Origin of the sequence: Streptomyces sp. NPDC057280, from assembly GCF_042668605.1 — a bacterium.
GTDB lineage: Bacteria > Actinomycetota > Actinomycetes > Streptomycetales > Streptomycetaceae > Streptomyces.
On the sequence record NZ_JBHUYR010000001.1, the window covers coordinates 455,801 to 475,741 of the forward strand.

Annotated in this window: 15 protein-coding genes, 1 pseudogene and 1 riboswitch; of the genes and pseudogenes, 9 read left to right on the forward strand and 7 right to left on the reverse strand. The window is 69.9% G+C overall.

What is annotated here, in order from left to right:
* The first annotated feature begins 6 nt into the window (after positions 1–6).
* A complete protein-coding gene (locus ACFUO4_RS01975) occupies positions 7–738 on the forward strand; it encodes an iron dependent repressor, metal binding and dimerization domain protein (RefSeq protein WP_383478829.1) in 732 nt (243 codons plus the stop codon).
* A gap of 122 nt (positions 739–860) precedes the next feature.
* Here ACFUO4_RS01975 and ACFUO4_RS01980 read toward each other — a convergent pair whose 3' ends face one another.
* From ACFUO4_RS01980 to ACFUO4_RS02005, 6 genes are all read right to left on the reverse strand, one after another.
* Positions 861–2,039: a glutathione-independent formaldehyde dehydrogenase gene (locus tag ACFUO4_RS01980; RefSeq protein WP_383478832.1), complete on the reverse strand. Its 1,179-nt coding sequence runs from the start codon at positions 2,037–2,039 to the stop codon at positions 861–863.
* Between the two features lie 308 nt (positions 2,040–2,347).
* Positions 2,348–3,457 carry a hypothetical protein gene (locus ACFUO4_RS01985; RefSeq protein WP_383478835.1) on the reverse strand — a complete coding sequence of 370 codons (1,110 nt, stop codon included), beginning with the start codon at positions 3,455–3,457 and terminating at the stop codon, positions 2,348–2,350.
* 116 nt (positions 3,458–3,573) lie between these two features.
* Positions 3,574–5,841, reverse strand: a complete 2,268-nt coding sequence (locus ACFUO4_RS01990; protein ID WP_383478838.1) for a M4 family metallopeptidase — start codon at positions 5,839–5,841, stop codon at positions 3,574–3,576.
* Positions 5,842–6,422: 581 nt separating this feature from the next.
* Positions 6,423–8,204, reverse strand: a complete 1,782-nt coding sequence (locus ACFUO4_RS01995) for a S8 family serine peptidase (protein WP_383478841.1) — start codon at positions 8,202–8,204, stop codon at positions 6,423–6,425.
* A 351-nt stretch (positions 8,205–8,555) separates the two neighbouring features.
* Positions 8,556–9,359, reverse strand: coding sequence for a DUF427 domain-containing protein (locus ACFUO4_RS02000; protein ID WP_383478844.1), 804 nt, complete (start codon positions 9,357–9,359; stop codon positions 8,556–8,558).
* Positions 9,360–9,472: 113 nt separating this feature from the next.
* On the reverse strand, positions 9,473–9,709 hold the full coding sequence (locus tag ACFUO4_RS02005) for a hypothetical protein (protein WP_383478847.1): 237 nt from the start codon (positions 9,707–9,709) through the stop codon (positions 9,473–9,475).
* A 349-nt stretch (positions 9,710–10,058) separates the two neighbouring features.
* A riboswitch (SAM riboswitch) is annotated at positions 10,059–10,172 on the forward strand.
* A 33-nt stretch (positions 10,173–10,205) separates the two neighbouring features.
* On the opposite strand from ACFUO4_RS02005, the gene ACFUO4_RS02010 reads away from it, so the two are divergent.
* From ACFUO4_RS02010 to ACFUO4_RS02035, 6 genes are all read left to right on the forward strand, one after another.
* A complete protein-coding gene (locus ACFUO4_RS02010; RefSeq protein ID WP_383478850.1) occupies positions 10,206–10,325 on the forward strand; it encodes a putative leader peptide in 120 nt (39 codons plus the stop codon).
* Between the two features lie 226 nt (positions 10,326–10,551).
* On the forward strand, positions 10,552–12,177 hold the full coding sequence (locus ACFUO4_RS02015; protein ID WP_383478853.1) for an ABC transporter substrate-binding protein: 1,626 nt from the start codon (positions 10,552–10,554) through the stop codon (positions 12,175–12,177).
* A 3-nt stretch (positions 12,178–12,180) separates the two neighbouring features.
* Entirely contained in the window at positions 12,181–13,140 is a 960-nt protein-coding gene (locus ACFUO4_RS02020) for an ABC transporter permease (RefSeq protein ID WP_079309123.1), read from the forward strand.
* Positions 13,137–14,066, forward strand: a complete 930-nt coding sequence (locus ACFUO4_RS02025; protein ID WP_079309122.1) for an ABC transporter permease — start codon at positions 13,137–13,139, stop codon at positions 14,064–14,066. Before ACFUO4_RS02020 ends, ACFUO4_RS02025 begins: the two co-directional genes overlap by 4 nt.
* Complete coding sequence (locus ACFUO4_RS02030) at positions 14,063–15,745, forward strand: ABC transporter ATP-binding protein (protein WP_128112138.1); 1,683 nt, start codon at positions 14,063–14,065, stop codon at positions 15,743–15,745. The genes ACFUO4_RS02025 and ACFUO4_RS02030 overlap by 4 nt, the downstream gene beginning before the upstream one ends.
* 7 nt (positions 15,746–15,752) lie before the next feature.
* Positions 15,753–16,796, forward strand: a complete 1,044-nt coding sequence (locus tag ACFUO4_RS02035) for an LLM class flavin-dependent oxidoreductase (protein WP_383478858.1) — start codon at positions 15,753–15,755, stop codon at positions 16,794–16,796.
* 42 nt (positions 16,797–16,838) lie between these two features.
* Here the strand turns inward: ACFUO4_RS02035 and ACFUO4_RS02040 are convergent, their stop codons facing one another.
* Positions 16,839–17,807, reverse strand: coding sequence for an SDR family oxidoreductase (locus ACFUO4_RS02040; RefSeq protein ID WP_383478861.1), 969 nt, complete (start codon positions 17,805–17,807; stop codon positions 16,839–16,841).
* Between the two features lie 199 nt (positions 17,808–18,006).
* Between ACFUO4_RS02040 and ACFUO4_RS02045 the strand changes: the two genes are divergently transcribed.
* Together ACFUO4_RS02045 and ACFUO4_RS02050 are read left to right on the forward strand one after the other, a co-directional pair.
* Positions 18,007–18,852: a helix-turn-helix transcriptional regulator gene (locus ACFUO4_RS02045; RefSeq protein WP_383478864.1), complete on the forward strand. Its 846-nt coding sequence runs from the start codon at positions 18,007–18,009 to the stop codon at positions 18,850–18,852.
* Between the two features lie 307 nt (positions 18,853–19,159).
* A pseudogene (locus tag ACFUO4_RS02050) lies at positions 19,160–19,933 on the forward strand (helix-turn-helix transcriptional regulator); the annotation flags it as partial.
* Positions 19,934–19,941: the final 8 nt, after the last annotated feature.

The window sequence follows — 19,941 nt, forward strand, 5'->3', positions numbered from 1 at the left end:
CACGGCATGTCCCGACTCATCGACACCACCGAGAGATATCTCCGCACCATCCTGGAGCTCGAGGAGGAAGGCGTGGCCCCCCTGCGCGCCCGCATCGCCGAGCGTCTGCACCACAGCGGCCCCACCGTCAGCCAGACCGCCGCCCGCATGGAGCGTGACGGCCTGCTGCACGTCGCCTCCGACCGGCACCTGGAGCTGACCGAGGAGGGCCGGCGGACGGCCGTCCGCGTCATGCGCAGGCACCGGCTCGCCGAATGCCTGCTCATCGAGGTGATCGGGCTGGAGTGGGAACAGGTCCACGCCGAGGCCTGCCGTTGGGAGCACGTGATGAGCGAGGCCGTCGAACGCCGCATCCTCAAGCTGCTGCGGCACCCGACACGGTCGCCGTACGGCAACCCGATCCCGGGCCTGGAGGAACTCGGCGAGAAGCCCGCCGCGGAGCCGTTCCGGGACGAGGGCGTGGTCAGCCTCAACGAGCTGGAGCGGGGGCCCGACGGCGCGAGCGCGGTCGTGCGGCGCATCGGCGAGCCGCTCCAGGCGGATGCCGAGGTGATGCACACCCTGCGGCACGCCGGAGTTCAACCCGGCGCGGTCGTGAGCGTGACGTCGTCGCCCGGCGGTGTGACGGTCGGCAGCGGCGGCCGGACCGCCGAACTCCCCGTGCGGACCGCCGCGCACGTTCTGGTGAGCCGGCACCGCAGGGGCTGTGCGGATCCTGCGCCCCAGCATGTCGGTTGACTGACGGCCGGGACCAGGCGAAAAGGAGGTTTACCGGCGCGTTGCCGCGCGCCAACGACTCGGGGGCTCGGGGGCGACCGACGCGGTCGCCCTCGACCAGGTGTCTCAGACCCCTGGCTTCCTCACTCCTGCTTGTGGCCGTCGCCGTGGCCGTCGGGATGCAGCACCACCTTCGTCCAGCCCTCGTCACGGGCGTCGAAGTGCTCGTAGGCGGTAGGAGCCTCGTCCAGGCTGAGCTCGTGGGAGACGATGAACCCCGGCGTCGCCTTCTCACCGGCGATCAGGTCCCGCAGCGCCCGGTTGTACCTCTTCACCGGTGCCTGCCCCGTGCCCATGTGCTGGCCCTTGAACCACATCATGCCGAAGTCGATCGGCACCTTGCCCTGCGCCTCCAGCTCGCCCTGGGCCTCTTCGCCACCGGGGTCCTGCGGCAGGAAGACGCCCACCACACCGATGTCGCCCGTGAACCTGACCGCGTCGATCAGGCCATTGAGCGTGAGGCCGGCGTCCTCCCGCCCCTCGTGGTCGTGTGCCTGGTAGCCGACACACTCACACCCGTTGTCGGCGCCGAGACCGAGGGTGGCTTCCTTGACGACCTCCGCCGGGTCCTGCTCTGCGGTATTGATCGGGATGGCCCCGATCTCCTCCGCAACGCGCAGCCGGTCGGGCTGATGGTCGGCCACCCAGACGCGGCCGGCGCCCTTGAGCAGGGCGGAGTAGGCCGCCATCAGTCCGACGGGACCGGCGCCGAAGACGATCGTCTGGTCGCCCGGCTTGACGTTGGCCATCTCGGTGGCGTGATAGCCGGTGGGGAAGATGTCGGCGAGCATCACGTAGTCGGTCTGCCGCTCGGCGGCGTCCTCGCCCAGGCGCAGCGCGTTGAAATCGCCGTAGGGCACACGCAGCAGTTCCGCCTGACCGCCCTGGTAGGGGCCCATGTCGGCGAATCCGTAGGCGGCTCCGGCGAGGGCCGGATCCGGCTGCATGGTCAGGCAGTAGTTGGTCAGACCCCGCTCGCACTGCTTGCAGAAGCCGCAGGCGATGTTGAAGGGCAGGACCACGTACTCGCCGACCTGGACCTTGCGGACGGCCGGGCCGACCTCCACGACCTGGCCCATGTTCTCGTGTCCGAAGGCACGGCCGGTCTCGAACGAGGTGCGGCCCTCGTACATGTGCAGGTCCGAACCGCAGATGTTGGTTGTGGTGATCTTGACGATGATGTCGCAGGGGTGCTCGATCTTCGCGTCCGGCACGTCCTTCACCGCGACCGTTCGCGGTCCTTCGTATACCGCTGCTTTCATGATGACTTCCCTCGGTGTCACGGCAGGACCGCGGCACGGCGATGATGAGACGTGCGAAGAGCCTGACGCTCGTGAGTGCTGCGACGGGCTCCGTGGCTCCGGCACGCCTCTGCGGGCCGTCCACCAGGACCAGGTGGATCGGCGGTTCGGGCCGTCGGCCCGCCAGGCGCTGCTTCGGCGCTCCGACGGCGTGCGGTGCGGGTCCCCGTGGGCCTTCGACGCGAAACAGCTTTCACCGATCGATCAGCCGACCCTTTTGTACCGGACCACCAGCGGTCGAGGATCGCCTCTCCGAGTCCGGTCACCCGCTAGTCATCGTCCTCGAGCGTGCGGCGACGCTCCTGTTCACGCTTGGAGTAGGCGGCCGAGCGGATCGCCTCGTCACTCTCCAGACCCGATCCCAGCGCACCGCCCACCGTGGCGACCGAAGCGACGAACCAGGCCAGCGTCCAGTACTCCGCGGCGCGCAGCGGAGTTCGCGTCATGGAGGCGAACACCGGGCCGTTGAGGATGAAAAGCGCCCACAGCAACGAGATGAGGAGCAACCCCACGTAGCAGATGAGCACTCCGATGCACACGGTCACGACCGTGGACGCGTTGTAGAGGACCGCTCGCTTCCTCTCCTCCGGCGAGTGCCCCGCCGCTCGATGCCACAGGTGCGCGTCCACGATCAGCCAGCCGATCATGAGTGCGACGGATCCGACCGTGGCGATCACGAGTCGTGGGGTGTCGAGGGACACGGCCAGACTCCAGATGGTGGAGTTCACGATGGCGATCGCTCCTGCCGCGAGTGCGGCCGCGAGGGCCTTCGACAGGCCCGGGACCAAGCGCCACGGCCGATTGGCCCGGACCATACCGCCGAGCACCCTCAGATAACCGCCGAGCCCGCCGACGACGTACCGGAGATCCGCCGCCTCGTCGTCACCGACCGGGGCCTGGTGAACCGATGACAGGCGACCGGTGAAATCGGCCAACGGCCCACGGTGCCCGGCCCCCACGGCCTCAGCTTGCGCGTCCGCCAGGCTGAGCACGGCCCCTTCGACCGCCCGCCGGGCCTTGCTCTCGAAACGCAGTCCGCCCAGCGAGGGGAGGGACAGGAGCGCCAGACCGTGTTCATGGCTCAGATCCACGACGAGCTTGTGCCCCCGGGAGTGCAACGGCAGGTCGGTGAGGGCTACCACGATGTTCCACCTCTCCTCACCGACACGGTCCATGAGCCGTCGTGTCAGTACAGTCGGGTCCTCGGTTCCTGCGGTGAAAGGCTCGCTCACGACCTCGACGTCGAACCGTCGGTGCCGACCGGAGGCGTCCGCGAGTCGAGCGGGCAGCTGCCGGGCCATGCGCCGCGCGACCTCGGTCGGCGCGTCCGGATCCGCCAGGAGAGCAACGACCGTGACGTCCTGCGACGACTCCACCATGACGGCCCCTTCTCGTCGTCCGCCCCGGCGTTCAGCAGTGCCCAGGATGTCCCCGCCGTAACATCGGCGCCGCCCGGATCGGGGATCCGGGCGGCGTCGTTCGGTGGGACCGGATGTCAGGGGGTCAGCTGCCAGCGGGCGATGTACCCGACGTCGATGGCTGCCCAGTCCTGCACGCGCAGGGTCCAGGTGCCGTTGATCGGTTGCGCGGAGGCGTCGACGGTGAAGGTCTGGTCGACGTTGTCGGCGGAGCCGCCGCTGCGGTTGAGCAGGGAGTAGACGGTGCCGTTGGGGCCGACGAGGTCGACCGTGAGGTCACCGCGGTAGGTGTGGACGATGTTGACGTAGACCGAGGTGGTCGCGGAGGCGTTGCCGTCGCGGCCGGTGATGGTCAGCGGTGACTCCACGGCGGGCCCGACGTCGGGGATGTCGACGCGGGTGGTGCTGGCGTAGACGTAGCCGATCTTCCAGGTGAAGGTGTCCGTGGCGGTCGCCCCGGTGCTGTCGGTCACGGTGACCGTGACGTCACTGGTGCCGACGGTCGTCGGGGTGCCGCTGATCAGACCGGTCGGGCTGATGCTGAGGCCGGCGGGCAGTCCGGTGGCCTCGTAGGTCAGGGCGGCGCCGGTGTTGGTGGTGTAGGCGTCGAGTTGGAGGCTGACGCTCTGGTTGATGCCGCTGATCTGGTCGGCGGTCGGCGCGAGGTTGACGCCGAGGGCGATGCGGTTGCCGACGTTGATCGCGGCCCAGGCGTCGGCGACGGCGAGGTAGGTCGGGCTGTAGGCGCCGAACAGGTCGCTCGCGGCCGACAGGGTGGCGGTGCGGGCGCCGGCGTAGTTGGTCGTGGAGGTCATGTACGTCGTCAGCGCGCGGTACCAGATCGCGGCGGCGTTCTGGATGCCGATGCCGGTGACGGGCCGGCCGTCGTAGGTCGGGCTGTCGTAGGCCACGCCGTTGACGGTCTTGGCGCCGCTGCCCTCGGAGAGCAGGTAGAAGAAGTGGTTCGCGGGGCCCGAGGAGTAGTGGACGTCGATGCCGCCGAGGGTGGAGCTCCAACTGTCCCGGGAGTCACCGTCCTTGGAGGGCTTGTCCATGTAACGCAGCGGTGTGCCGTCACCGTTGATGTCGATCTTCTCGCCGACGAGGTAGTCGCCGGGGTCGGCCGGAAGGTTCTCGTAGAACTCGACGGCGGCGGCGAAGATGTCGGAGGTCGCCTCGTTGAGCCCGCCGGACTCCCCTGAGTAGTTCAGTCCCGCGGTGGCCGCCGTGACACCGTGGCTCATCTCGTGGGCCGCCACGTCGAGCGCGGTCAGCGGGTGGGTGTTGCCCGAGCCGTCGCCGTACGTCATGCAGAAGCAGGAGTCCTGCCAGAAGGCGTTGACGTAGTTGCTGCCGTAGTGGGCGCGGCTGTAGGCGGCGACACCGTCGTTGCGGATGCCGTTGCGGCCGTAGGTCTCCTTGTAGTAATCCCACGTGGCCGCCGCGCCGAACGCCACGTCGACACCGGCGGTCTGACGGTTGGACGGCAGACCGTTGCCCCAGACATCGTTGTCGTCCGTGAACAGGGTGCCGGTGCCCGAGGTGCCCTGGTTGAGGTCGTACGTACGCTGCCCGGCGCGATCGGGGTCGACGAGCTGGTACGTCGAACCGGACAGGGTGGTGCCGAGGGGGACCTCGCCGGCGTACTGGCCGGTGCCGGTGCCGGTGTGGACGTGCTCGGCGGCCAGGAGTTCCTTGCCGGTGCCGGCGTCGGTGACGACCTGGAGTTCGCTGGGGGTGCCGTCCTTCTGGACGCCCTCGACGAGGGTCTCCCAGGCCAGCACGGGCTTGCCGGTCCCGGCCCAGACCACCAGGCGGGGCGCCTGTTCCGTCTCGGCTCCCTTGACCTTGGTCTTCTTCGAGATGCCGAGGGCCTTGGTGGCGGCACCGGCGGCGGTGAGCTTCGGGTGGAGCGAGGGGACCTGGAGTCGGGCGGGGCTCGCCTTGGTGACGGTCGTACGACCGCTCTGGTCGTGGACGACCAGGTCACCGCCCAGGACGGGCAACCCCGCGTAGGTGCGCTCGTAACGGGTGTGCGTGGTGCCGTCGGCGTCCTTGATGACGTCCTTGACGACGAGCTTCTCCTGGGCGCCGAGGCCGATCCGCTGTGCTGTGCGGGGCGCTGCGGACCGGGCGCTCTTGATGAGGGCGGCGCGGCGGGCGGGCGTCAGGGACGACTGGGCGGCGCCGGCCCTGGGGGTGGCGGTGATCTTCGTGGGGCCCGGATCCGCCGGGACCGCGGTGGCGAGACCGGGGGCGGCGAGGGCGAGCAGGGAGCCTATGGCCGTGAAGGCGAGGACGGTGGTGTGTCTGCGCCCGATGAGAGCGCGGCGTCGCTGGGGCAACGGGTTCTCCTTCGATACAACGGACGGCCCGGGGTGGGGGGTCGTGGCGGTGACGGAGCGGCGGTGTGTGCCGGTCCGGAGTGCTGCACGGCATGCGGGTTGAAGGAGGTGGGGGGTGGAGGGCGGAGGCTTGCTCCGTGTGGGGATTCCGTCAAGGAAGCGTGAACTTCCGCAGAAGAGTGGCATCGCGCGCACAGTTTTGTCATGGGAATGCCAAAGCAACGGCTGGAATTGACCTTGCCGGGCGGGCATATCGGCACAGACGGCGTCGGTTTTCGGCCTCGCCTCACGGAGAGGTCCCGGATGCGCCGCGTCCTCGAACCCGGGACGCGAACTCCCCTACGAATGCAGCCCACTTGGAGCAGTCGGTCGCAGGCGCCGGGACCGCGGTCGCGGCGGTGACGGCGACACCGTGACGGTGGCCATGGTCGCCGGCGCCCACAAGCAGTCGACCAGCGCGGCCCGCCCTCCGTGGGCGGGCCGCGGCGGGCGCCTCCGGCATGGTCGCCCCGGCTGCGGCGTACACCGCCGCCGAGGCCCATGTTCCTTTCGCTGCCCGGCAGTTCGTACCCGGACCTGTGCTAGAAGGTCAGGTTCCAGGCGTCGATCTTGCCCGTGTCGGAGGCGGCGTTGTCGTTGACGCGCAGCTTCCAGGTGCCGTTGGCGACCTCCGAGGAGGCGTCCACGGTGTAGGTCTGGGCGATGTTGTCGGCGCTGCCGCCCGCGCGGTTGTGCAGTGTGTAGACGGTGCCGTCCGGCGCCACCAGGTCGACCTTGAGGTCACCGATGTAGGTGTGCTTGATGTCCACACCCACCTTGAGGGTGGCCGGGGCGTTGCCGGTCACACCCGTCACGGCGATCGGGCTCTCCACGGTCGCGTTGTCGCTGATGGCGAAGTCCGCGAGGTTCTCGAAGTACTTGCCGGGCGGCGGGGTGGCCCCGACGGCCTTGAGGGCGTCGACCTGTCCCTCGCCGAAGAAGGAGTTGTTGGCCGTGGTGCCCGTGCAGCGGCTGTCCGAGGGGCAGGCGATGTCGTTGGCCTGCTCGGCCAGCTTGGCGCGGATCTGCGCAGGCGTGATGCCCGGGTTGGCGCTGGCGATGAGTGCCGCCACACCGACCACGTGCGGGGTGGCCATCGAGGTGCCGCTCTTGCTGCCGTAACCGCCGCCGGGGACGGTGGAGTACACGTTGCTGCCCGGCGCAGCGACGTCGATGACGCCCTGGCCGTAGTTGGAGAACGAGGCCTTGGTGACACCGGTGCCGTTGGCCGCGACCGTGACCACGCCCGGCAGCTCGGTCGGGATGTCGAGGCAGGCGTTGGTGATGGTGCGGGTGACCGGCGTCGAGTCGTTCGGGCTCGCGGAGTCGGTCGTCTTGTGGGCGAGGTCGTAGTTCTCGTTGCCCGCGGCGGCGATCTGGAGGGAGCCCTTGCTCTCGGCGTACTCCTGGGCGCGCGTGACGCCCTCGATGATGGCGGCCTGGTCGATGTTGTCCGGGCAGTTGAACTGCCACGGGTCCGTGTAATAGCTGTTGTTGGTGACCTTGAAGCCGTGGTCACCGGCCCAGACGAAGCCGCAGATGGTGTTCTCGGCGAAGAAGAAGGAGTTGCCCGGCTCGGCGACACGCACCGCCGCGATCTTCACCCCGGGGGCCACACCGACAACGCCCTTGCCGTTCTTGGCCGCGGCGACGGTGCCCGCCACGTGGGTGCCGTGCGTGTCGACGTCCCGCCACGCGCCGGTACGGGTGTCGGGCTTGCCGTAGGCGCAGGAGACCGAGTCGGCCGCGTCGAAGTTGGGCGCCAGGTCCTGGTGCTGGTCGTCCACACCGGTGTCCAGGATGCCTACCTTGACGGAGGCGGAGCCCGGGTTCACGGCCCAGGCCTGGTCGGCCTTGATCTGGCTCATGTCGGCCCGGACCGGCTCTCCGGCCGGCGTCGAGGACTGGGCCGGGTTGGCCGGGAGCGCCGGGTTGTAGGCGTCGGCCGGGACGTCCGAGGTACGTGTGGCGCCGACCTGCTGCACACCGGTGACGCCGCGCATGGTGGCGGCGAAGGTGCCGGACGCCGAGTGGGCGACGATCACACCGATGGCGTCGAAGCTCGAGAAGACGGTGCCGCCGTTGGCCGTGATCGCCGAGCGGACCGCCGAAGTGTCACCGGGCGCGGTGATCACGAGGTAGGCGCGCGTGCCGGCCACCCAGGCCGCACTCTGCGAAGCCGACGTGGCGGCCGAAGCGTGGGACTTCGCGGCCGGCGCGGGCGCCTTGGCGGCCGGGGCGGCGGAGGGGACGACCGGAAGCGTGCCCGCGAGGGCGCCCGGGGCACCGAGCGCGAGGGCGGCGCCGAGGGTGGCCGCCAGCACCAGCGTGCGTCTCGGTCGGCTGGATCTGTGGGGTATCAATGCGTCCTCCGTAGACGGCCCGGCCGTGCTGGTGGCACTGACCGGGCCGTACGAAACCAGTGGTGGGAGCAAGATGTCAGGTGCATGCCTGGGTAGGGAAGTACCTTTCCGTACAGGGACGTCAGGGAGGCATGGCTGAAAAGCGACGCACTGTGTTCCGACGTGGAGGCGCGGGTGTCAGGCGCGATCGGCACGCCGTGGTCGTCGTCGCCCGGGGCGCGGTGCCTGGCTCGTTCGGCGGCTTGCGGGTCCAGGATCGGTCGACGTGCGGCGCCCCTGTTCAGCGCTCCGACGGCTTGGCCTCGCCCGTGCTCACTTTGCGAGCGTGTTGCTGAAGTGGGTGACCGGGCGCTCGAGGAGTTCGTCGTCGACGGTGATGGCGACCGCCTCGTTGTAGAAGGCGAGCAGTCCCTGGATGGCGCCGACCGCCGGCAGGGGTTCCGGGTAGCTCCAGACGAGGTTCGAGGGGATGTCGGTCCCGCCCTGCCATGACCAGTACTCGGCGGTCCCCTTGTAGGGGCAGCCGGTGTGGTGGTCGGTGGGGGTCAGCAGGTCGAGGCGGACGTCCTCGCGCGGGATGTAGTAGCGCGTGGGCAGGCCGGTCTCGAACAGCAGCACGGGGCGGTGGGTGTCCGCGACGACCGTGCCGTCGATCTCGACCACGACGTGGCGACTGCTCGCGATGGCGTCGACGCGTTTGTGCGGGTCGCGGGGGTGGATGAAGATCTCTTCCTCCTCCTCGTACCAGTGGTCGAGGCCCCGGCCCACGCGCCGGAACCATTCGAAGGCGATGTGATCGGCGAGGTCGGCGGCCGGGAAGGTCCAGGCCGCGTTCTCCAGCAGGTCGCCGTCGACGCCGAGGTCGTAGAAGATCTGCGAGCCGGTGTGGGTTCCCATCGGGGGATTCTTCGCGGGGCGGAGCAGGTCCTCGCGGACCTCCGCGCGCGGGAAGGCGTACAGCGGGACGGGGACACCCGGTTCCCAGACCAGGACGGGGTGGCGGCTGTCGACGACCGTGACCTCGCCCTTGCGGCCGCGTACCCAGCGCTCGCTGGGTTCCCACAGGAGGCCTTCCGGGGTGGTCCGCACGCCCTGTGCGGTGGGGAACGTGGTCATGAGCGGCTCTCCTCCGGCCGGCGAACGCGGTGACGTCGGCGACGTACGGGCGGTTCTCGCGCCAGAACGCGAGTTGCTCGGGGCGGCCGAACACGCGCAGGTACTCCTCGACGTTACCGCCGGCCCGTTCCCCCACCGACGGGTTCGAAGTCGGAGCCGTCCGGGTCGGCGAACTCGGGCAGCGGTGCGACGGCCGTATCCAGACTCGGGTGGACGAAGACCGGTGGAGGAGCGCCGGGTCGCCGAGCCACCGGCAGCTGCGGCCGACCGAGATGTGGCAACGCCACCGCTGGAACGTCGTGGCCACCCGCGACCTCCACGAGGCGGTCCTGCTCGCGGACACCGTCCATGTGCTGTCCCCGCGCCCCGCCACGGTCGTGGACCGCGTCGAAGTTCCGCTCCCCCGCCCGCGCGGCGCGGCGGACTTCACCGCACCCCAGTTCGCGGCGACCGAACGCCGCGCCCTCTCGATCCTGCGCGGCACAACGGCGGTGAAAACGGCGCGAGTTCGCATCCGGCGCACGGCCTGGGCACCGACCCGGTCGGACCCCACTGGGCATCGCTCACCCGATGCCGCTCGCCTCGCCGCCGTGCCCAGATCCACGGACACCCTGCGGCCACCGTGTGAAGCTCGTACAGGAACGGGTCGTCCTGTTGCGGCATTGACGTTCGACAAGTCCGCTCCGTACGATCACGAACGGCATTGAGTGTCAGCGTCAAGCCCTGGCTCGCTGACCGGCAACCCTCCCGCGCGGTGGGGTGCTCCAGGTGAAAGCCCGGCGGGATCACCGGCGATCCCCGCAAGCGCGTGGCCCCTTGAGCGGGGCCGGGATGGGGAGGACCGGCATGCGTCGTCACAGCGATGACCGCAGTGCCTCCTTCGCCGTCGCTGTGGTGTTCTCCCGGCTCTCGCGCCGTCGGCACATCGATCTGAAGCGTTCGACCAGCTGCCTGTGTCAGGCGTGACGCTCTGACGGACATTCCGTCCGCCGGTCGACGTCCGGCACCGGTCGTCGCCGCGCTCCTCTCCGTCTGATCCGCACTTCTGCCGGATCTCCTTTTCCCAGTTGGTCTTTGCTTGCACAGCGCTCCCCCGTCACCGGCACCACGTCGGCCGGGGCCGCACTCCCATGCACGCCCGTGCCGCGTACGGCACCCCGTGCCTGGTGACACACATGAGGAGAACCACCCCGTGACTGCACTTCCGGATTTCAGAACCTCCCGATGGGCGTCGCTGACCGCCCTTCTCACCGCCGGCGTGCTGCTGACCGCCTGCGGATCCGGCTCCGACGGGGGCGGATCCGGCAACGACAGCGGCAAGCCGAAGTCCGGCGGCACGCTGACGTTCGCGGTCGGTTCGGATGCCGGCTGCGTGGACCCGCAGCAGGTCGGCAGCAACGAGAGCATCTACTCGGTACGCCAGACCGTGGACTCCCTCACCGACCAGGACCCCGAGACCGGCAAGATCGTGCCCTGGCTGGCCAAGAGCTGGGACATCAACTCCGACGCCACGGAGTTCACGTTCCATCTGCGCTCGGGGGTCACCTTCAGCGACGGCTCCAAGCTGACCGCGCAGGTCGTCAAGGACAACTTCGACGCGGTGCCGAAGCTCGGCGCCCTCGGCGTCCTCGCCCAGGGCTATCTGAGCAGCGTCAAGAGCACCACGGCGGTGGACCCGCTCACCGTCAAGGTGTCCTTCAAGGAGCCCAACGCCCAGTTCCTCCAGGCGACTTCGACCCACTCGCTGGGCATCGAGTCGTCGGCGAGCGTGAAGAAGACCCCGCAGCAGAAGTGCAGTGACGGCGTGGTCGGGTCGGGGCCGTTCGTGCTGAAGCAGTACGTGCAGAACCAGTCGATCACCCTGGCCAAGCGCGCCGGTTACGACTGGGGCTCCTCGCTGTGGTCCAAGAAGGGTGAGGCCTACCTGGACAAGCTCGTGTTCAAGGTGGTGCCCGAGGCGGGCGTGCGGGCCGGCAGTCTCCAGTCCGGTCAGGTGGACGCGATCAGCAGCGTCGGCAAGGCCAACGAGGCGGCGCTCCAGGGCGGCCAGGTCACGCTCCTGCGCCGGGCCAACCCGGGCGTGGTGTTCGGGCTGGGCATCAACAACTCGCGGCCCGCCCTGAAGGACGTGAAGGTGCGCCAGGCGATCCTGGCCGCCCTCGACCGCAAGCAGGTCGCCGACACCGTCTTCCCCACCGGCACCAAGCCGGCGACCAGCGTCCTGGCACACACCACGCCCGACTACGCCGACCTCTCCACGGACCTCGCCTTCGACGCGGCCAAGGCCAAGTCCCTGCTGGACGAGGCCGGTTGGAAGGCGGGCGGTGACGGGATCCGCGCCAAGGGCGGCAAGAAGCTGAGCCTGGCCATCAGCTGGTTCCCCAACGCGGCCACCAACCAGCCCGCGCTGGAACTCGTCCAGCAGCAGCTGAAGGCCGTCGGGATCGACGTGACGCTCAAGCAGGGCCAGGTCAGCCAGTTCGCCACCACCCTCCAGGGTGGCGACTACGACCTGGTGTGGGGCAACGTGACCCGCGCCGACCCCGACATCCTGCGCAGTTCCTTTTCCAGCAAGCTGGCCAACTTCTACCGCCTGCCCGCCAGTTCGCTCGACACGGTGCTTTCCGGGCAGGCCGCGACCACGGATACCGCCAAGCGCAAGCAGCTGGTGGCCGACGCGCAGAAGCTGATTGTGCAGAACGCGTACAACGTGCCGGTGGTGGAGCTCCAGACCCAGCTGGCCGTGGCGAACAAGGTGCACGGCCTCGCCTTCGACTCGGGCAGCCGCATCCAGCTGCACGACACCTGGATCGGCTAGCGCGTGCGCCGCTATGTGATCAAGCGTCTGGCGCAGGCGGTCGGGGTGCTGTGGGCGGCGTACACGCTGTCGTTCCTGGTGCTGGACTTCCTGCCCGGTGACCCGGTCACCGCGATGGCCGGTGCCGGGATGGACTCGGGGGACGTCGACCCGGCCCGGCTGGCCGCGCTGCGGCACGAGTACGGCTTCGACAAGCCGATCCTGGCGCAGTACGCCGACTATCTGGGCCGGGCGGTGCGCGGGGACTTCGGCGACGCGGTCTCCACGGGCCGCCCGGTGACCTCCACGCTCGCCGAGGCGCTGCCCCAGACCCTCCAACTGACCGGTGCCGCACTGCTGTTGGCGGTACTGCTCGGCGGGGGCCTCGCGGTGGTGGCGACGTACACCTCACAGCGGTGGCTGCGGCAGCTCCTGCTGTCGCTGCCCCCGCTGGGGGTGTCGGTCCCGACGTTCTGGGTGGGGCTCCTGCTCGTGGAGGTCTTCTCCTTCCGGCTGCACTGGTTCCCGGCGTTCGGCAACGACGGGCTGCGAGGGCTGGTGCTGCCCGCGCTGACGCTGGCGATCCCGACGGGCGCGCTCGTCGCCCAGGTGCTGGCCAAGAGCCTGCTCACCGCGCTGGACCAGGCCTATGTGGAGACCGCCCGGGCCAAGGGCGCCGGCCGGTGGCGGGTGCATCTGCGGCACGCGCTGCGCAACGCGTCGCTGCCCGCGCTGACGGTCGTCGGCCTGCTGGTGGGGCAGCTGATCGCCGGTTCGGTGGTGGTCGAGACGGTGTTCTCCCGCGACGGCCTCGGCCGGGTGACCGCCGCGGCGGTCACGGTGCAGGACATCCCGGTGGTCCAGGGGGTGGTGGTGTTCGGAGCGCTGATCTTCGTGGCGACGAACCTGCTCGTCGACCTGGTCTACCCGCTGCTCGACCCGCGGATCGTGGTGGCCTCGAACAGAAGGGCGAGCTTGGTATGAGTCAGAGCCTTGTCGACGACATCGACGACCCGGCCGAGGCCGCCCTGGGCCTCGCCCGGCCGGTCGAGACAGGACCGGAACCGTCCTCCGCACCGGGCCGTGGCGCGGGCGTGGGACGGTTCCTGCTGCGCCGCCCCGGTCTGCTGCTGTCGGGTGCCGTTCTCGTCCTGGTGGTGCTGGCCTCGTTCTGGCCGGACCTGTTCACCTCGCAGGACCCGTTGAAGGGGGTGCCCTCGGAGAACTTCCGCGCCCCGAGCGGCAGTCACTGGTTCGGCACGGACGAACTGGGCCGCGACGTCTTCTCCCGGGTCGTGCACGGTGCCCAACTCTCCCTGAAGGCAACGCTCATCGCGGTCCTGGTCGCGTTCGTGGTCGGCGGACTGCTCGGCGTGGTCGCCGGGTTCGTCGGCCGCTGGGTGGACGACGTCCTGATGCGCTTCGTCGACGTCCTCCTCTCCATCCCCGCGCTGTTCCTGTCCCTCGCCCTGGTCACCGCGCTCGGCTACGGGACGGTGAAGGTGGCGGTCGCGGTCGGCATCGCCAGCGTCGCCTCGTTCGCCCGGGTGGCGCGCGCCGAGGTGCTGCGGGTGCGGCAGGCGGTGTTCGTCGAAGCATCGCGCGCGAGCGGCGCCCGCTGGTACGCGGTCCTGGGCCGGCATGTGCTGCCCAACGCCGCGGGCCCGGTGATCGTCCTGGCCACCTTGGACTTCGGCGCCTCCATCCTGGCCGTGTCGGCCCTGAGCTTCCTCGGCTACGGCGCGCCGCCGCCCGCCCCGGAGTGGGGGACGTTGATCTCCGACGGCCGCAACTACCTCGCCAACGCCTGGTGGCTGACCGCGCTGCCCGGCCTTGCGATCGCGGCGACCGTACTGGCCACCAACCGCATCGCCCGGGCGCTGGACGGCGAATGGTCCCGGCGGCGATGACCGACGAACGTGAGAACGGTGAGGACGTGACCACACCCCTGCTGGAGATACGGGGCCTGTCCGTGTCGTACCGCACCCGCGGCGGCGCGGTCCCGGCCGTCCGAGGCGTGGACCTCGACGTCCTGCCGGGACAAGTGACCGCCGTGGTAGGCGAGTCCGGCTCCGGCAAGAGCACGACCGCGCACGCCGTCACCCGCCTGCTCGCGGCCAACGCCACCATCGACGCGGGCACGGTCCGCTTCGGCCGCCACGACCTGGTCACCCTGTCGGAGGCGGAGCTGCGCACCGTGCGCGGAGCGCGGATCGGACTGGTTCCCCAGGACCCGACGGTCTCCCTCAACCCCGTCAAGCGGATCGGCGAACAGGTCGCCGAGGTGCTCCGCATCCATGGGCTGGCGACCCGCCGCTCGGCCCCGGTGGAGGCGATCGCCGTCCTGGACCGGGCCGGACTGCCCGACGCGGCCGTCCGGGCCCGGCAGTACCCGCACGAACTGTCCGGCGGCATGCGGCAACGCGCCCTGATCGCCATCGCCATCGCGGCGAAACCCGAGCTGATCATCGCCGACGAGCCCACCAGCGCGCTCGACGTCACCGTGCAGCGGGTCATCCTCGACCATCTCCAGCACCTCACCGAGGAGTCGGGCACGGCGGTCCTGCTCGTCACCCACGACCTGGGGGTCGCCGCCGACCGGGCACAGCGCCTGGTGGTCATGGAGCAGGGCAGGGTCGTGGAAGCGGGCCCGACCCGTGACGTCCTCGCCGACCCCCGGCACGAGTACACCCGCCGACTGCTGGCCAGCGCACCGAGCTTGACCACTCCCCGGCCCCGCACCCCAGCCGCCGCGCCGAAGGCGGATGCGGTCCCCTTGGTCGAAGCGCGCCATCTGGTCAAGGAGTTCCGGCTGCCCCGCACCGGGGACGGGCCCCAGGTCCTGCGCGCGGTCGACGACGTCAGCTTCACGCTGCACCGCGGTCGGACCCTGGCGCTGGTCGGCGAGTCGGGCTCGGGCAAGTCCACCACCGCCCGCCTGGCCCTCCGGCTCACCGACGCGAGCGCCGGACACATCCTGTTCGACGGCACCGACATCACCACCGCGCGCGGCGCCCGGGCCAGAGAGCTGCGCCGCCGCGCCCAGCTGGTGTACCAGAACCCGTACGCCTCCCTCGACCCGCGCTTCTCCATCGGCGAGGTGATCACCGAGCCGCTGCGCGCCTTCAAGGTCGGCGACCGCGCCTCCCGGCTCGCCCGGGCCCGCGAGCTGCTGGACCGGGTGGCGCTTCCCGCCGCCACGCTGGAGCGCCGTCCGGCGGAGTTGTCGGGTGGTCAGCGGCAGCGCGTGGCGATCGCCCGCGCCCTCGCCCTCTCCCCCGACCTGGTGGTGTGCGACGAGCCGGTCTCCGCGCTCGACGTGTCCGTGCAGGCCCAAGTCCTGGAGCTGCTGGCCGAGTTGCAGGCCGACACCGGGGTGGCGTACCTGTTCATCTCCCACGACCTGGCCGTCGTACGGCAGATCGCCCACCAGGTCGCCGTCATGCGGGCCGGCCGGATCGTCGAGTCGGGCCCGCCGGAGGAACTGTTCACCCGCCCCGGCCACGCATACACCCGCGAACTGCTCGCGGCGATCCCCGGCGGCCGCGCCCCCTCCCCCGCCGCCACCGTCGAATCCACCACGAGCTGAGGGTCGTATGAGCACTCCCACCATCACGTCACTGGCCTTCCTCACCCCGGGCAACTTCGCCGACGACGACCCGTACACGGGCCTGGAGGAGACGCTCCAACTCTTCGAGTACGGCGAGCGGTTGGGGTTCGACGGTGCCTGGATCAGGCAGCGCCACCTCGAACACGGCGTCGGATCTGCGGCCGTGTTCCTCGCCGCGGCCGGCCAGCGCACCGAGCGGATCGAACTGGGCACGGCGGTCATCCCGATCGGCTACGAGAACCCCTTCCGCCTCGCCGAGGACCTCGCGCTGGCCGACGTCCTGTCCCGGGGACGGCTCCAGGTCGGCTTCAGCACCGGGATGCCGCACGCCGACCTGCTCGGCGATCTCGTGCACGACGGTGACTGGCGCGGCTTCGACCTGTCGTACGGCAGGATCGCCCGTGTCCTCGACAACCTCCGGGGCGACTACCTCGGCGGTCCGGACACCGTCATCCACTCCCCGGGCAACGTCCAGCGCCCGCGCCTGCAACCGCACAACCCCGGCCTGGTGCAGCGCATTTGGTACGGCGGCGGCAGCCTGCGGTCGGTCCGCTGGGCGGCCGAGCACGGGCTGAGCCTGCTGTCCGGCAACATCGTCACCGGCGAGGGCACCGACGACTTCACCACGGCCCAGCTCAACCTGCTGGCCGAATACCGTCGCACGCTCTCGGCGGGCACCGCGCCCCGGGTCGCGCTGGGCCGGGTCGTCGTGCCCTTCGACAGCGCCGACGCGGCCGGCCGGGCCCGCTACCGCGCCTACGCCGCCGGCCGCCACGAACGGACCCTGGCGCCCCAGGGCCCGAAACGGACCCTGTTCGCCCCGGACGTGGTCGGCACCGCCGAGCAGATCCTCGAACAGCTCACCGCCGATCCGGTCCTCGCGCAGGTGTCGGAGCTGCGGCTGGAGCTGCCGTACGAGTTCCACCGGGAGGAGTACGAACAGATCCTCCATGACGTACAGCGCCTGATCGCACCGGAGTTGGGCTGGCGCCCCGCCTCGGTGGCGGCGCAGGAGACAGCGGTCCGATGAGCCCCGTCCCGGAGCCGTCCGTGCGCCTGGGCCGGTACCGCCTCACCTGCCGCCCCTGGGGTCGGCGCCGGACAGCGCCGGGAAGGTGGCGCGGGTGAGGTCTTCGGAGATCTGCCAGACGCGCCGGGCCTCCTCCTGATCGCGGAGCCGGGAGTAGAGGGGCTGTTCGGCGGGCGGGCCGGACAGGTGCTGGAAGCCGCTGGGCCCGTAGAACCGGCCCCCGCGTGCGTCCGGGGAGGTGGCGGCGTACAGGGCCGGCAGTGCCGCGCTGTCCACCGTGCCGAGGATGCCGCGGCGGGACAGCAGGCGGATCATGCGTACTGCCGTGGTGTCCCTTGACCGGCCGACCTCGGGGCGGGCCGCCAGCAGGCTGGTGGGTGCGATACCGGGGTGGGAGATGTTGCTGGTGATCCCCCAGTCCGCGGTCCGGCTGCGGACGTCCAGTTCCAGGGCGAAGAGACCGAACGCGATCTTCGACTGACTGTACGCGCGGCGGCCGTTGTAGGACCGCTCCCAGTTCGGGTCGTCCCAGTTGATGGAGCCCTCGTTGGCGGCGACGCTGAGCTGACTGGTCACCCGCGCGCGGCCCGCGCGCAGCAGCGGCAGCAGGTGGGAGACCAGCGCGAAGTGACCCAGATGATTGCTGCCGAACTGCAATTCGAACCCGTCCGCGGTGGTCTGCCGGTCCGGTGGCGTCATCACGCCGGCGTTGTTGACCAGGATGTGGATCGGACGGTTCTCGGCGACGAGGGCGGCGCCCAGCGCGGCGACCGAGCTCAACGACGACAGGTCGAGGTCGCGCAGCGACAGGACCGCCTGCGGGTGCTGCCGCTTGACCTCGGCGATCGCTGCCTCGCCCTTGTGACGGTTGCGGACGGGCATGACGACCTCGGCGCCGGCGGCGGCCAGCCGGCCGGCCAGCACCAGTCCGACACCGTCGCTGGCGCCGGTGACGACGGCCAGCTTCCCGGAAAGGTCCGGAACGGTGATGTCCGGTCGGGTACGTGCCATGGGTCTTCCTCGCTTCTCTCGTCGCTGCCTACGGCCATGCGGTTCAAAGCTGCACCTGATCAGCGCCGGTATCCACGGCCTCTCGATCCGAGGCTGGGCCGGCCGAGGAGGGCCGCCCAAGGGGGGATCGACAAGCCCAGGCTCCGGTTCGGAACGGGTGGTAGAACGAAAGAGCACTGGCGCTCAGGGAGGAAAAGCCGTGATCGATCGAGGCGGGCTCGCCGAGTTCCTGCGTCGCCGCCGGGAGTCACTGCAGCCCGAGGACGTCGGCCTTCCACGGGGCCGGCGGCGCAGGACAGCCGGTCTGCGCCGGGAGGAGGTCGCCGCGATCTGCCACATCTCCGCCGACTACTACAGCCGGCTGGAGCGGGAGCGCGGACCGCGCCCGTCCGAGCAGATGATCGCGTCGATCGCGCAGGGTCTGCATCTGTCCCTCGACGAACGCGACCACCTGTTCCGCCTCGCCGGGCACAACCCACCCACCAGGGGCGCCACCAGCGAACACATCAGTCCGGGTCTGCTGCGCATCTTCGACCGGCTCACCGACACCCCGGCCGAAATCGTCACCGAGCTCGGCGAGACGCTCCGGCAGACCCCACTCGCCGTCGCGCTCACCGGCGACCTCACCCACTACACCGGCCCGGCCCGCAGCATCGGCTACCGCTGGTTCACCGACCCGGCCGTCCGCGCCCTGTACCACCCCGACGACCACGCGCTGCACTCCCGCGTCTTCGCCTCCGGACTGCGGCGACTGGTGACCCTGCGCGGGCCCGAGTCGCCGGCCGCGCACCTCCAGCAGCTGCTCATGGCCAGCAGCGAAGAATTCCGTGCCGTCTGGAACGAACACGAAGTCGGTATCAGCTACAACGACACCAAGCGATACGTGCACCCTGATATCGGCGATCTGGAGCTCAGTTGCCAGGTGCTTCTCGACCCCGATCAGTCACACATGCTGCTGGTCTACACCGCCGTCCCCGGCAGCGAGAGCTACGAGAAGCTTCAGCTTCTCTCCGTCATCGGGGATCAACAGATCTTCCAGACGTGACGCGCTGGCCACGTATCTGCTACCCGAGACCCACACCGCACCGCCGGCGCGGTCCCGCGTGCGTAAAATCTGGCCCCGCATCTCGAACGCGGATCGCCCTCCATGAGAAACGAAGACGTCAAGAGCATTAAGTCGGAGTTTCACAGGACCCGCAAGCTAAAAACCTTCAAAAAACCCTGCAAACGCAGGGTGTTTGCGGGAGCGTTTTGATCAATGCCTGTTGCACTCATGTAACGCTGAGGGGGGTAGGCTCGAGGTGCCCCGTTGTGATCCGACGGGGCCGCATCACGTTGACGGGGAGTACACCATGGCAATTGCCGAGCAGCAACGAAAAGAGCTCGCCGCCTTCCTTCGCAACCGACGCGAGCGGGTTGCACCGGAAGCCGTCGGCATCAAGAACTCGTACGGACGCCGTCGTACGCCGGGGCTGCGCAGAGAGGAACTCGCACAGCTCGCCGGCGTGAGTGTGACGTGGTACACGTGGCTCGAACAGGCCCGCAGGATCAGGGTGTCCAGTCAGGTCCTGAACGGTCTCGCGCGGGCCCTGCAGCTCGACACGACGGAGACCGGACATCTGTTCCGGCTGGCCGGTGAGTTACCGCCGGCGGGGCGGGTGCCGTGCTCGCGGGAGCACATTCCGGAACAGTATCTGACCTTCCTCGAATTCCAGGATCCGCTGCCCGCCTTCATCGTGAATCATCGGTTCGATGTGCTGGCCTGGAATCAGGGATTCTGTGCACTGTTCCCCTATTTCGAATCCCTGGAGCACTACCGTCGGAACACTCTCGTGATGATGTTCGACGAACGGGCCCGGGAAATGCACCCGAACTGGGAGCAGGACGCCCTGGAAGCGGCGGCCCTTTTCCGCGCGCAGGCCGCCGATCAGCTCGCCCATCCCGCATACGCGAAGATGATCGAAGACCTGGAGGCCGAGCACCCCGAATTCCGGGAACTGTGGGAGCGACTCGACCTGGCCCCGTCCGTGCCGTCCGTCCGTTGCTTCGACCACCCGACGCTGGGTCGGATCGAACTCGGATACGTGAAGCTGCGGCTCGCCGGCGTGGACGCCACCCTCGTCGTCTACCAGCC